Below are 13,008 nucleotides of genomic sequence, written 5' to 3' on the forward strand. Positions count from 1 at the left end.
CCGCGGCCGACCGAGTTCGAGGCCACCATTGCTCGCCGGCATCCGGTGCGACCTCACCGGCAGCGCCCAATCGGATTGGCGGCTAGCTGGTAGTCCGCTCAATACTGGAGTGGACCTTGCAGCTGCGGACGGCAGGGGAAACCGCGATGACACGGCGCCGGCGGACCGCGCCCATCGTGCGCTGGTCGGGCCGGACGGCCGCCGGCGTGCTGATGGTGGCTGCCGTCACCGGCCTGATCGCGCTGCTGGAGCCCCGCGTCGCGCCGCTGCACCTGCTGGCGCTCTACCTGCTTCCCGTGCTCGCGGTCGCGGCGCTGTGGGGCGCCGGGCCGGCGGCTCTGGTCTCGGTCCTGAGCACGACGGTGTACGCGTACCTGTTCGTCCCGCCGGAGGCCTCGTTCGCGGTCGGCGACCGGCACGAACTGATCGGCCCGGGCGTCTTCCTGGCCACCGCGGTGGTGGCCGGTTCCCTCGCCGACCGACTGCGCACGGCGGCACTCGACTGGGCCCGGCTGTCCGCCGAACAATCGGCGCTGCGCCGGGTCGCGACCCTGGTGGCGCAGGGACCCGCGGCCCAGGCCGTCTTCGAGGCGGTCACCCGCGAGGTCGGCCTGCACTGCGGCGCCGACCTCGCCCGGATGGAACGCTACGAGCCGGACGGCACGGCGACCGGCGTCGCCGCGTGGAGCCGGGCGGCGGCCGGCCTCGCGGTCGGCAGCCGGTTTCCCCTCGACGGGCCCGGCGTGGCCCACGACGTCCGGGCGTCCGGCGGACCGATCCGCATCGACACCTTCGCCGGCTCCGGCGGCGCGGTCGCCGAGGAAGCACGCGCGCTCGGCATCCGCTCCGAGGTCGGCTGCCCGATCGTGGTGGACCGCCGCATCTGGGGCGTGATCGCCGCCGCCACGAAATCCGACCGGCCCTTCCCGGCGGACACCGAAGCCAAGATCACCGGCTTCACCGAGCTCGTCGCGATCGCCGTCGAGAACGCCGACGCCCGTGCCCAGCTGACCGCCTCCCGCGCCCGCATCGTCGCGGCCGTCGACCAGACGCGCCGGCGCATCGAGCGCGACCTGCACGACGGCGCCCAGCAACGCCTGGTGTCGCTGGCCTTGCAACTGCGCGCGGCCCAGGCGGCGGTGCCGCCGGAACTGGCCGGCCTCGCCGCCGAGCTGGACGGGGTCGCAACCGGACTGACCGACGCCGTGACCGAGCTACGCGAGATGGCCCGCGGCATCCACCCGGCCGTCCTGACCCAGGGCGGTCTCACCGCCGCGGTCAAAGGCCTCGCCCGCCGCTGCCCGATCCCGGTCGACCTGGTGGCGCGGATCGACGACGAGGTCCCCGAGCGAGTGGAGGTCAGCGCCTACTACGTCGTCGCCGAGGCCGTCACCAACGCGGCCAAGCACGCCCGGGCGGCCGGAGTCACAGTCGCGATCGAGGCGGCCGGCGACACCCTGGTCGTCACCGTCCGCGACGACGGCGTGGGCGGGGCCGGCTTCCATGACGGCGGCGGCCTCGTCGGCCTGAGGGACCGGGCGGAGGCGCTCGGCGGCCACCTCTCGCTGGACAGCCCGAGCGGCGTGGGCACGACCGTGCGGGTGGAGTTTCCGCTGCGCGCGGAGGCCGGCCCGGGCTGATCCGCTCCGGCGGATCCCCGCTAGCCACCGGTCCGGATTCCCGCTAGCAGGGATGCCGGGAGGTGCGTTCCGGGGCAGGCTCACGGTGGTAGTGGGCCATCCGCCCGGCACAGCCGCGGAGCGAGGGAGCGCATCATGAACCTGCCCGACGACGAGAAAACCCAGGTCGACAGCGTGCGCAATCCCCAGCGGCGGCACGAGCTGATCGAACGGCTGGCAGTGCCCACCTTCGACTGGGCGAGCGGGCCCATCGTCGCGATGGCCGAGGCGTTGGCGCCGTCCACCCGCGCCGGGCTGTCCGCCGGCCGGGCAGCACCGAACCCGGAGCACCGGCCCTATCGATGGCTGGGCCTGCGCCGGTGGCACAGGTCGGGAGCGGCGGCAAGCGGGTAGCGGAGATGGCCGTAGTGGCCGTTGGCCGCTTGGCCGGACGTTGGTCAGGTCGGGGGTGGCGGCAAGCGGGTAGCGGAGATGGCCGTTGGCCGCTTGGCCGGACGTTCGTCAGGTCGGGGCGGCGGCAAGCGGGTAGCGGAGATGGCCGCTGGCCGCATGGCCGGACGTTCGTTCCGCCGGGATCGCCCGATCGCGCGCTGAGCCGATCACAGCCGGCCGACCGATAATGGTCCCGCTGTCGAGGCGGGATGGGACGGTCGGCCGATGAGCGAGCTGCGGGTGGTGCTGGCGGAGGATGACGTCCTCCTCCGGGAGGGCGTGGCGAGCCTGCTGGAACGGGCCGGCCTGCGCGTGGTCGGGCAGGCCGGCGACGGGGTGCGGCTGCTCGATCTGACCCGCGAGACGCGTCCGGACGTCGTGGTCGTCGACGTCCGGATGCCGCCCGGGCACAGCGTGGAGGGCCTGGAGGCGGCCCGGGAGATCCGCCGGGAGCTGCCCGCGACGGGGATCCTCGTGCTCTCCGCGTTCGCCGACGTCGAGCACGCGATGGAGTTGCTGGCCGGCGGCCGGGGGATCGGGTATCTGCTGAAGAGCCGGGTCACCGACGTGGCCGATTTCATCGACACGCTCCGGCGCATCGCCCGGGGCGGCTCGGCGGTCGACCCCGCACTGGTGCAGGAGCTGGTGAGCGCGCGGCACCGCAACGACCCGCTCGCCGCGTTGAGCCCGCGCGAGCGGGACGTGTTGGCGCAGATGGCCGAGGGACATTCCAACGCCGGGATCGGGCGGCGGCTCTGGATCACCGAGGGCACCGTGGAGAAGCACGTCCGGAGCATCCTGGCCAAACTGGAGCTGCCGGAGACCGACGACCATCACCGGCGCGTTCTCGCGGTGCTCACCTTCCTCGAGGCTCGCTGACCGGCGGGGCGGCCGGGCCGCCGCCGGCGAGCACGTCGTGGATCGCCCGGGCGGACAACGTGATCTTGGAGATGAACCCGAGTGCGGGGCTGGTCGCCAGCAGCGTGGCGTAGTCGTCCTGGGCGTGCGTCGAGATCATGATCACCGGGGCCGGGTCGGACCCGGCGGCAAGCTGCCGGGCGAGGTCGAAACCGCTCTCGTCGCCGAGGCCGATATCCACGAGGGTGACGTCAGGACGCAGATCGGCGGCCTGGTGCAGGGCATCGGCGGCAGCCGTGGCCGTGCCGACGACGGCGACGCCCTCACGCTCGAGCAGGACCCGGGCAGCGGTGAGGAAGTGGAGGTTGTCGTCCACCAGCAGGCAACGCACGGTCACCCACCAAGCGTGCCAGCCGGGACGGTCCGCCCGCATTCCGGCTAGCAGGGATGCCGCCGAGCGTGCCAGCTGGGACGGTCCGTCCGCATTCCGGCCTAGCAGGGATGCCGCCGGTGCGGCGGAGGGAGGTCGCCGCCGGACAGCCCGCGTCCGCCGATGCCTCCGCGACACCCGCTGGCCGGCCCGCGGCTGCTCGGCGCGGCAGGCGTCGCCCGGCGCGAGCGGGATCGACGCGGCGCGGATGTCGCTCCGGCGAATGTCGTCGCCGCTCAGGTGTCGAGGACCGGTGCGCTGGCACCGACCGTGGTGAAACGAGGCAGGGCCGCGACGCCGATGGCGAGCAGGGCGATGATGCCCAGCTGCACGGCTTCGACGGTGGCGAAGGCGTCCGCCGTGTTGTGCGGCTCCAGGGCCAGGTAGAGGGTTCCGAGGGTGGCCACGCCGAGTGCGAGGCCGCTCTGTTGCAGGGTGATCAGCACCCCGCTGCCGACGCCGCCGAGGTGGATCGGGACATCGGCCAACACGCTGCGGAACAGTCCGGCGAACAGCATCGACTGTCCGGCGCCGGCCAGCGCGAGGGGTAAGGCCATGGCCCACAGGCTGACCTGTGGCCACTCCGTCACCAGGACCGCGACCAGCGCGGCCAGCCCGGCGAGCTGGATGACCGCGCCGACCGACAGCGCCGCCCGGCCGAACCGGCCGATCAGCCGTGGTGCGAACACGGAGCCGAGGAAGAACAGCACCGCCATCGGCAGGATGGCCAGGCCACCGTGCAGGGCGTCGGCGTGCAGGCCGTCCTGGACGGTCAAGGCGAAGACAAACATGAACGCGCCGAAACCGATGCTGTACGCGAACACCATCGCCAGGCCGCGCGACATCGACGGCAGACGCAGCAGCGACGGCGGCAGCAACGGTATCTCGCCGCGTTGCTCGGCGCGCCGCTCCACCACGAAGGTGACGGCACCGAGCACGACCGCGAGGGCGATCATGGCCCAGGTCCACCATGGCCAGCCCAGCGAGTGGCCTTCGGTGAGCGGAACCAGCAGGGCGGTGAGGGTGGCGGCGAACAGCGCGGTGCCGGGTAGGTCGACGCCGACCGGGTGATCCGAGCGAGTGTCGGGCACGATCCGGGCCGCCACCAGCAGCACGACCAGGCCGATGGGCACGTTGACCAGGAAGATCGGCCGCCAGGAGGTGCCGGCGATGTCGGCGCTGATCAGCAGGCCACCCACCAGTTGCCCGACGACCGCGGCGATGCCCGAGGTCGCGCCGTACAGGGCCAGCGCGCGTGCTTTGCGCTCGTGCTCCAGGGTGTGGTGGAAGGTCGCCAGCACCTGCGGAATGAGCAGCGCGGCGGCCGTGCCCTGCGCGATGCGGGCAGCGATCAGGATTCCCACGGTGGGCGCGAAGCCACAGACCGCCGAGGCCACGATGAAGCCGATGAGCGCTGCCAGGAACAGGCGGTGGCGACCGTAGCGGTCACCCAGTCGGCCACCCAGGACCAGCAGAGCCGCATACGCGACGCCGTAGCCGGCGATCACCAGCTCCAGCTCGGACGCCGAGGCATGCAGCGAGGCGTCGATGCTCGGCAGCGCGACGTTGGTGATGAAGAAGTCCATGATCGGCAGGAACGCGCCGGCGAGCAGGAGGAACACCCCTATCGGGTGCAGCCCACCGGACAGCGAGACGGCACGCGGTGAGGTCGGCGCGGCTTGCCGCGACGGAAGAGTGACGGCCATTTCTCCTCCAACTGATTATGAGTAGATAACTATCTCGACATAATCAGTGTGCGTCGATAATTATGGCCGGGCAACCATCTAGGCTGGCGGTGTGACGCGGAACCCAACACCGAGGCGCGATCCGCGAACGGCGCGCGCCCTCAGATCAGCCGAGGAGGGGCGCTGGGCAGACCTCGCCGACCTGGCACTGATCATCAGCCGGGAGATTCAGCACCGCGGCTACACCGACGAACATGCCCTCCACCTCACCCAACCCGAGGGCATGGTGATGCGCTACCTGCTCCAGAGCGAACCTGCCGCCCCCAGCCAGATCGCCACCGCCATCGGCATGCAGCGCACCAACCTCTCCGCGACGCTGCGCCAGCTCGAACACAAGGGCCTCATCCAGCGACAGGCCAACCCGAACGACCGCCGCGGAGTCACGGTCAGCCCGACCGAACAGGGGCGCAGCAACTACGCCCTGGTAAGACACGAATGGGCAACCGCCGTCAGCGAGGCCGCCGGACACGACACCACCCACCTCGACGCGGCCCTCACCCTGCTCACCACCATCAAGGACGACCTGACCAAGACACGCCCGCCAACCCCGTCCCGGCACCCACCGACCTAGCCCACCGACCTAGCCCACCGACCTAGCCCACCGACCTAGCCCGCAGAGCTTGTCGCTCGGCTTATCGAGATCAGCCGGCACCCGCCCGGGGAAGCGGGGGAGCGTGGTCAGCGGTTGAGCCGCCGATAGACCGGGGCCAGGCGCTTGTGCAGAATCCGGTACACATCGAACAGTTCGTCGTATGTCGCGCGGTGGGCGGCCGTCGGTTCGAAGACGTAGTCGTTGCGCATCAGGCCGGGGATCTCGGCGAAGGAGATCATTCCCGCGCCCACCGCGCCGATCCAGCCCGCACCGCGGGCGTTGACCGCCACCGGCTGGGCATCGCGGCGGATCTCGATGCCGAGGACGTCGGCGAAGATCTGGCACCACGAGTCGGACTGGGCGCCGCCACCCGTGATCACCATCGAGGTGACCGGCGCGCCCAGGAACCGGTCGACGGCACCGGTCAGCCAGCGGGTGTTGAGCGCGACGCCCTCGAAGACCGCCCGCAGCAGGTCCGAGCGGTTGGTGTCGAGCGAGATGTTCAGGAAGCCCGCCCGCAGGTTCGGGTCGTCGACCGGCGCGCGCTCGCCGTACAGCCAGGGCGTGTAGACCACGCCGTTGGAGCCGGCCGGCACGGTCGGGATGATCTGGTCGAAGGCGTCGAAGATGGTGCCCTCGTCGCGGCTCAGCAGATGACCGGCGCCGATCAGCGGGTCGTCGTACTCCACGATCTTGTCGCGCAGCCAGGTCAGGTTGGCGCCCGCGGTGGCCTGCAGGGCGGTCATCAGGTAGCGGTCCGGCACGGCGCAGGGCAGCGCCGCGATCTGGGCGAAGACGTCGGTCTTCTTGCGCGGCACGTGCGCGGCGATCCACGAGGAGGTGCCCAGGTACAGGTGCGGTTGGTTGTCGCCGGTGGTGCCGGCGCCGACGGCCGCCGCGGTGTTGTCGATGGCGCCCGCCACCACCTGGACGGACTCCGGCAGCCCCAGGTGCGCCGCGGCGCTCGGCGACAGCGTGCCGATCACCTCGGTGCACGCGACGATCGGCGGCAGCTTGCCGGGGTCGATGCCGCAGTCGGCGACCAGCGCCGGGGAGTAGCGGATGTTGCCGGGCCGCCGGTTGTCGGTGACCCACGAGGTGAAGATCGAGTCCACGGTGGCCACCGTGCGGCCGGTCAGCTTGAGGTTGATCCAGTCGAGCACGTTGAGGAACGAGGCGGTGCGCTCGTACACCTCCGGCATCGCGTCGCGGACCAACAGCATGTGCGACGCCGGGTCCTTACCGGCCACCGACGGCATGCCGCCGGTGAGCCGCAGCCAGCGGGCGATGCGGCGGACCGACAATCCATCGTACGCCGGGAAGCCGCCGAACTGCCGGCGCAGGTTGGCTGCCCCGCGCATGTCCAGCCAGCTGATGCACGCGGTCAGCGGCTCACCGTCGGCGTCCACGGCGATCGTGCCCTCGCCCTGGGTGGAGGCGCACACGGTGGTGACCGCCCGCAGGTGCTCGGGGTGGCAGCGGCCGAGGTCCGCGACGACCTCGGCCAGCGCCTTCCACCACTCGACCGGATCCTGCTCGGCGCCGCCGCCCGGCAGCACCCGCAGCGGCACCGCCCGCTCGGCCCAGCCGGTGATCGTGCCGTCGGCCGCGACCAGGGCGGCCTTCATCCCCGAGGTGCCGAGATCGATCGCGAGGATCTGTGGCGCCGGTGCCACCGATCAGACTCCCTCGACCAGCGCGAACACCCGGTCGAAGCGGGCGAGCGCGTCGTCGATGACCTCGTCGGTGTCGGCCATCGAGGTGTACATCCGCGACCCGGCCAGCGTGATGACGCCGTGGGCCGCGTACGCCGCGCCCATCTGCTCCATCAGCTTCTTGCGGGGCTTGTTCTCCTTCAGGAGCTTGAGCGGGTTGTGCATGTCGAGCAGCATGACACCACTGCATTCCAGGTGGACGATCGAGCCCTGGTTGTAGGCGACGTACGGCAGGCCGTACTTGTCGATGAGCCGCTGCAGTCCCCGGGTGAGCCGGTCGCCGGCGCGGCCGGCGATGACCGGCGCGTTGGTGCGGGCCATCTCCTCGATCGCGAAGTAGCCGGCCGCGCAGGACAGCGGGTTCGCCGAGAGCGTCCCGCCGACCTGGATGTGCGCGCCGCTCTTGCCGTCGAGCCCGGAGCCGAAGCTCGCCATGATGTCGGCCCGGCCGCCGACCCCGCCGGCCATCGGATATCCGCCGGAGACGGCCTTGCCGAGCACGGTCAGGTCGGGCTTGACCCCGAAGTAGCCGGCCGCGCCGCCCAGCCCGAGCCGGAACCCGGTGACCACCTCGTCGAAGATGAGCAGCGCGCCGAACTCGTCGCACAGCTGCCGGACCTTGGCGTTGAAGTCGCGCGGCACCGGGCGCGTACCGGACTCGGGGCCGACCGGCTCGACGATGATCGCGGCCGTGCCGCCGCGGGCCTTGTTCTCGATGAGCTTGCGCTTGAGCTGCCCGAGGTCGTGCGGGAACGCCTCGCGGGTGCTGTTGGTGGCGCCGAACGGGATGCCCTTGGAGTTCATCCGGTAGGTGCCGGGCACCCGCAGGCCGTAGACCATCGTGTCGGACCAGCCGTGGTAGGCGCCGCCGACCTTGATCACCATCTTGTTGCCGGTGAAGGCGCGCGCGCCCCGGACCGCGGCCATCACGGCCTCGGTGCCCGAGCCCAGCGACCGGTACATCTCGATGTGCGGCATGTACTTGTGGATGATCTCGGCGAGCTTGAGCTCGTACTCGTGGAACAGACCCGTCACCGGGCCGGACGCCCGGATCACGTCCGCGACCTGCTCGTTGACCGGGCCGTAGTTGCTGCCCAGGATCGTCGGGCCGCCGGCCTGCAGGAAGTCGATGTAGGTGTTGCCGTCCCGGTCGGTCAGGTAGGCGCCCTCGGCCCGGTCGACGGCCAGCGGGAACGGGTAGTTGAAGGCCAGGTTGTGCTGCACGCCGCCGGGAATGCGGAGCTTCGCCCGGTCGGTGATCTCCTTGCTGGCCCGGCACTTGGTGTCGAAGTAGCTCAGGACGTCGAGGAGCGCGTCGTGCCGCAGCCCGCGGATGGGCTGGGCGACCAGCGCCTTGAGCCGGCGCATGGTGTCGTCGACGTCGAGGTACTCGCTGATCGCGTACCCGAGCTGGGCCGCCTCGCCGCCGGGGGCCTCGACCAGCTCGGGTGCGGGCGCGCCGGCCTTGGCGACCTCGGCGGCCTTCGCGTCGGCGCTGGGCAGCTCCTCGGCCGCGGCGACCCGCACCGGCGGCACGGACTCGGTGATCTGCGCGGCGATCCGCTTCTGGTCCTTGCGCAGCTTGGTGAAGGCGATCTCCCGGATCGCCGCCGGGATGGTGTAGACCTTGCCGCTCTCGGTGGCCAGGGCCAGCAGGTACGCCAGCGACACCTTCTCCAGCAGCGCCATCGAGAAGACCGCGCGGTCGGGGTCGGTGCCCAGCGCGATGATGCCGTGGTTGGCGATGATGAACGCGTTGTCGCCGCTCGCCACCTTCTTCTGCACGTTCTTGGCGAGGAACCCGGTGCCCGACGGCGCGTACGGGATGATCGACACCTGCTTGCCGAGGAAGCGCACCTGCTCGTCGGTCAGCGCCGGGATCTCCTTGCGGAGAAAGGCCAGGGCCGACGCGTACGGCTGGTGGGTGTGCACGATGGCGTTGACGTCCGGCCGCTCGCGGTAGATGTTGGCGTGCATTCCACACTCGATCGACGGCGGCAGGTTGGTGCCGCCCTCCTCGGGGACGTGCTTGCCCTCGAAGTCGACGATGCAGATGTCCTCGACCCGCATCTTGTCGTAGTCGTAGTTGCTCGGAGTGACGGCGTAGAGCCGGCGGCCGGGGATCCGGACCGAGATGTTCCCCTCGGTCGCCTTGAGGTAGCCGCGGTCCAGCATGGTCCGGCACATGTCCACGACGTGCTGGCGGGAGAGGCGGTGCTCCACGACAGTTCTCCTCTGCTCAGGTGACCCCTCCATCGTCGCGCCGACCGGGTGCGAAATCTTCGGGGTTCGGTCACCGAGAACGAGGGCATTTTTTATCACGTCGTGACAAGATCGGGCATGACTCCCTGGCGGAAGCTCTCCCCGGACCTGTCCGCGGCGATGCGGCCGCACCTGCCGGCCACCGTGCACGAGGTCGCTCAGGCGCTCACCGAGGCGATGCCGGCCTTCGCCGAGAGCGGAAACGCCAAGTTCGCCCGCGACCTGCGCACGGCGGTGACGGTGGCCCTGTCCCGCTTCCTGGAGCTGGTCGGCACCGACGATCCCGCGCTGCCGCCCAGCTCACGGGAGGTCTTCGTGGGCCTGGGCGCGGCCGAGGCCCGCGAGGACCGCGGCCCTGAGACGCTGCTGGCGGCCTTCCGGATGGCGTCGCGGGTGATGCTCCGCAAGGCCTGCGAGGCGCTGGCCGTGCTGCGCCCGGTGGACACCGCCGAGCTGATCGACCTCTCCGACGCGATCAACGCGTACGTGGACGAACTGACCGCCGCGAGCACGGACGGCTTCGCCCGGCAGCTGCGCGAGCAGGCCGGCGAGGGCGACCGCCGCCGGCGCCAGCTCGCGGAGCTGCTGCTGCGCGGCAGCGCGCCGGAGGCGGTGGTCGCGGCGGCCGCGGCCGGCATCGGCTGGCGGGCCCTCGACACCGTGGTGCCCGTCCTGCTGCCCCTGGACCAGGCCCGCGACGCCCGCTTCCGGTACGGCGCCGACGGCGTGGTGATCGAGCGGGTCCGCGACGCCGTCCTGCTGCTGCGTTCCGGACCCCGCGCCGCCCGCTCGCAGCTCACCGCCGCCCTGCACGCCCGGGGTGCGGTGGTCGGCCCGGCGCTGGGCTGGGCGCAGGTGCCGGAGGGGGTCCGCCTGGCCGAACTGGCGGGTGAACTGGTCCGGCCCGACACGGTCCCGGTCTTCGCCGACGACCACCTGGTGACGCTGGCGCTGCGGGGCGAGCCGGGCGCGCTGGCCGTGCTCTCCATCCGGCGGCTGGCGCCGCTCGCCACGGTCCGGGCCACCCAGCGCGAACGCCTGCTGGAGACGCTGCACAGCTGGCTGCTGCACTGGGGTTCGCGCGCGGAGGTGTCCGCGGACCTCTTCGTGCACCCGCAGACGGTGAGCTACCGCCTCAAGCACCTGCGCGAGGTGCTCGGCGACGACCTGGACGACCCGGCGATCCGCTTCGAGCTGCTGCTGGTCCTGGCCTTCCGCGCCATCCCGGCCACCCCCGCGACATAGGCCGCACTGCCTCGGCTGATCTTCCCTACGCCCGTTGATCAGCGCCGTCGGGGATCAGGACGGCCCGGGCAGGCAGGGTTCCGGCGCGCAGCCGGGCGATCGCCTCCGGGGCGGCGGAGAGCGGGAAGCGCTCGACCTCGACCCGTAGCGTCCCGGCCCGGGCGAGGGCCACCACCTCGGCGAGCTCGTCCCGGGAGCCCCAGAACGGCAGCGACACCCGGGCACCGGCCGGCAGCGCGCTCGGCTTGCGGACGGTCAACTGCCCGCCGCCGCTGCCGACCACCACGAGGTCGCCGTCGGCGCGCAGGCTCCGCGCGGCCAGCTCCAGCGTCGCGTCGGTGCCCACGAAGTCGAGCACGACGTCCGCGCCCGGCCCGCCGCTGGCCGTGCGCACCCGGCGGGGGGTGTCCGCCGCAGCGGGCAGGCTCACGTGGGCCCCGCACTTGGCGGCGAGCGCTAGCGCCTCCTCCCGCACGTCCACGGCGATCACTTGGCTGGGCGTCAGCGCGCGCAGCAGTTGCACGGCCAGGTGCCCGAGGCCGCCGACCCCGATGACAGCCACCGTGCTGCCCTCGACCAGCGCGGCCCGGCAGCGCTGGACGGCGTGATAGGGCGTCAGGCCGGCGTCGGTCAGGGGCGCGGCCTGAGCGGGATCGAGGTCGCCGATCGGCACCAGGTGCCGGGCCGACGGCACCAGCACGAAGTCCGCCATGCCGCCGTCGCGGCCGAGTCCCAGGCCGGCCCAGGACAGCTCCGCGCGCCGGTCGCAGTAGTTGTCTCGGCCGGCCAGGCAGCGCGGGCACCGGCCGCAGCCCCACGGCCCGTATACGGCCACCGGGTCGCCCGGCGCGGCCCCGGTGGCGTCCGGCCCCAGCTCCGCCACCCGGCCGGCGACCTCGTGCCCGAGGGTGAACGGCGTCGGGAAACCCATCCCACCCGCGTCGATGACGTGCAGGTCGGAGTGGCACAGCCCGGCGGCGGTCACCCGGACGAGCACCTCGGCGCCGCGCGGCACCGGCCGGTCGAGCTCGGCGAACGCGGGCGCGAGCCCGAGCCCGGGGCCGAGACCGAGACCGAGCCCGGGGTCGGGGCTGAGCACGGGGCCGAGCCCGGGGTCGGGGCTGAGCACGGGGTTGGGGTCGGGGCCGGGACCAGGGTCGGGGCCAGGCAGGCGGAATGCCCGCATCACGATGCCGCGCCACGGTGCCACACTGCGGCGCCCGCATCGCGGGGGGTTGACACCGGCATGCCGACACAGTAGCAAACTGATATCAGTTCAGGAACGAGGTGCGGGTCATGGGACAGGGGCAGGTCGCGTTCGTCACGGGCGCGGGTTCGGGGATCGGTGCTGCAGTCGCGCGACGGCTGTCGGGCCAGGGCGCCGTGGTCGTCGCGGCCGATGTGAACCCGGCCGCCGTCGAGGCGGTGGCGGCGGAGCTGCCCGGCGTCACCCCGGCGACCTTGGACGTCGCGGACGCCGGGCAGGTCGAGCGGGCGGTCGCGAAGGTGGTTCGTGACCACGGGCGCCTGGACGTCGTGGTGCACGCCGCGGGGGTGGACGACCCGGCGGCCAAGCAAGTGCTCGCGGACGCGCTGGTCGCCGGGGAGCCGCCGCAGGCCGTCGCGGCCCTCGGCGACGCCGCCTGGCGCCGCGTCCTGTCGGTCAACCTGGACGGCACGTTCCACGTCCTGCGTGCCGCGGTGCGGGTGATGACGCCGGCCCGCGCCGGCGCGATCGTCGTCATCGGCTCGTCCGCGTCGTTCGACGCCCCCGTCGGCTACGCCCACTACGCCGCGGCCAAGGCCGGGGTGCACGCGCTCAGCCAGTCGGTGGCCAAGGAGGCCATCGCCTTCGGGGTGCGCGTCAACGTGGTGGCACCGGGGCCCACCGACACCGGCATGGCCGCCAGGACGCCGGAGCCGCTGCGGCACTCGATGTCGGACGGCCGGGTGCGCCCGTACGCGTCGCCGGAGGAGATCGCCGACATCGCGATCTTCCTGGCCGGCGCCGGCGCCGCCAACCTCGTCGGCGCGGTGCTGCTCGCCAATGGCGGGCGCTTCACGGTCTGACCTTGCTCGACGCCGCCCG

Annotated in this window: 11 protein-coding genes; 6 read left to right on the forward strand and 5 right to left on the reverse strand. The window is 72.5% G+C overall.

Annotated features, from left to right (window positions below; genetic code table 11):
* Window positions 1–146: 146 nt before the first annotated feature.
* The 3 genes from DMB66_RS34825 (at window position 147) to DMB66_RS34835 (ending at window position 2,951) form a co-directional block, all read left to right on the forward strand.
* Window positions 147–1,640: a DUF4118 domain-containing protein gene (locus DMB66_RS34825; RefSeq protein WP_125808373.1), complete on the forward strand. Its 1,494-nt coding sequence runs from the start codon at window positions 147–149 to the stop codon at window positions 1,638–1,640.
* Window positions 1,641–1,775: 135 nt separating this feature from the next.
* Window positions 1,776–2,033, forward strand: coding sequence for a hypothetical protein (locus DMB66_RS34830; RefSeq protein ID WP_125808374.1), 258 nt, complete (start codon window positions 1,776–1,778; stop codon window positions 2,031–2,033).
* A 273-nt stretch (window positions 2,034–2,306) separates the two neighbouring features.
* Complete coding sequence (locus DMB66_RS34835; RefSeq protein ID WP_305026160.1) at window positions 2,307–2,951, forward strand: response regulator transcription factor; 645 nt, start codon at window positions 2,307–2,309, stop codon at window positions 2,949–2,951.
* Here DMB66_RS34835 and DMB66_RS34840 read toward each other — a convergent pair.
* Complete coding sequence (locus DMB66_RS34840) at window positions 2,929–3,327, reverse strand: response regulator (RefSeq protein ID WP_233625054.1); 399 nt, start codon at window positions 3,325–3,327, stop codon at window positions 2,929–2,931. The two genes, DMB66_RS34835 and DMB66_RS34840, sit on opposite strands and share 23 nt — an antisense overlap.
* Before the next feature lie 269 nt (window positions 3,328–3,596).
* Window positions 3,597–5,066 carry an MFS transporter gene (locus tag DMB66_RS34845; protein ID WP_125808377.1) on the reverse strand — a complete coding sequence of 490 codons (1,470 nt, stop codon included), beginning with the start codon at window positions 5,064–5,066 and terminating at the stop codon, window positions 3,597–3,599.
* Window positions 5,067–5,157: 91 nt separating this feature from the next.
* On the opposite strand from DMB66_RS34845, the gene DMB66_RS34850 reads away from it, so the two are divergent.
* Entirely contained in the window at window positions 5,158–5,676 is a 519-nt protein-coding gene (locus DMB66_RS34850) for a MarR family transcriptional regulator (RefSeq protein ID WP_125808378.1), read from the forward strand.
* Between the two features lie 107 nt (window positions 5,677–5,783).
* Here DMB66_RS34850 and DMB66_RS34855 read toward each other — a convergent pair whose 3' ends face one another.
* A complete protein-coding gene (locus DMB66_RS34855; protein ID WP_125808379.1) occupies window positions 5,784–7,373 on the reverse strand; it encodes an FGGY-family carbohydrate kinase in 1,590 nt (529 codons plus the stop codon).
* Window positions 7,374–7,376: 3 nt separating this feature from the next.
* Window positions 7,377–9,635, reverse strand: coding sequence for an aminotransferase class III-fold pyridoxal phosphate-dependent enzyme (locus tag DMB66_RS34860; RefSeq protein ID WP_125808380.1), 2,259 nt, complete (start codon window positions 9,633–9,635; stop codon window positions 7,377–7,379).
* Between the two features lie 117 nt (window positions 9,636–9,752).
* Here DMB66_RS34860 and DMB66_RS34865 point away from each other — a divergent pair, with 117 nt between their 5' ends.
* On the forward strand, window positions 9,753–10,919 hold the full coding sequence (locus tag DMB66_RS34865; RefSeq protein WP_125808381.1) for a CdaR family transcriptional regulator: 1,167 nt from the start codon (window positions 9,753–9,755) through the stop codon (window positions 10,917–10,919).
* Between the two features lie 25 nt (window positions 10,920–10,944).
* Here DMB66_RS34865 and DMB66_RS34870 read toward each other — a convergent pair whose 3' ends face one another.
* A complete protein-coding gene (locus tag DMB66_RS34870) occupies window positions 10,945–12,048 on the reverse strand; it encodes an NAD(P)-dependent alcohol dehydrogenase (protein WP_233625055.1) in 1,104 nt (367 codons plus the stop codon).
* Window positions 12,049–12,215: 167 nt separating this feature from the next.
* On the opposite strand from DMB66_RS34870, the gene DMB66_RS34875 reads away from it, so the two are divergent.
* On the forward strand, window positions 12,216–12,989 hold the full coding sequence (locus DMB66_RS34875) for an SDR family NAD(P)-dependent oxidoreductase (RefSeq protein ID WP_125808382.1): 774 nt from the start codon (window positions 12,216–12,218) through the stop codon (window positions 12,987–12,989).
* Window positions 12,990–13,008: the final 19 nt, after the last annotated feature.

This window comes from Actinoplanes sp. ATCC 53533 (assembly GCF_003947245.1).

Bases quoted from the DNA above. Each gene is read 5' to 3' on its own strand.
- DMB66_RS34865 (WP_125808381.1), top strand. From the start codon at position 9,753: ATGACTCCCTGGCGGAAGCTCTCCCCGGACCTGTCCGCGGCGATGCGG.
- DMB66_RS34825 (WP_125808373.1), top strand. From the start codon at position 147: ATGACACGGCGCCGGCGGACCGCGCCCATCGTGCGCTGGTCGGGCCGG.
- DMB66_RS34875 (WP_125808382.1), top strand. From the start codon at position 12,216: ATGGGACAGGGGCAGGTCGCGTTCGTCACGGGCGCGGGTTCGGGGATC.
- DMB66_RS34845 (WP_125808377.1), bottom strand. From the start codon at position 5,066: ATGGCCGTCACTCTTCCGTCGCGGCAAGCCGCGCCGACCTCACCGCGT.
- DMB66_RS34830 (WP_125808374.1), top strand. From the start codon at position 1,776: ATGAACCTGCCCGACGACGAGAAAACCCAGGTCGACAGCGTGCGCAAT.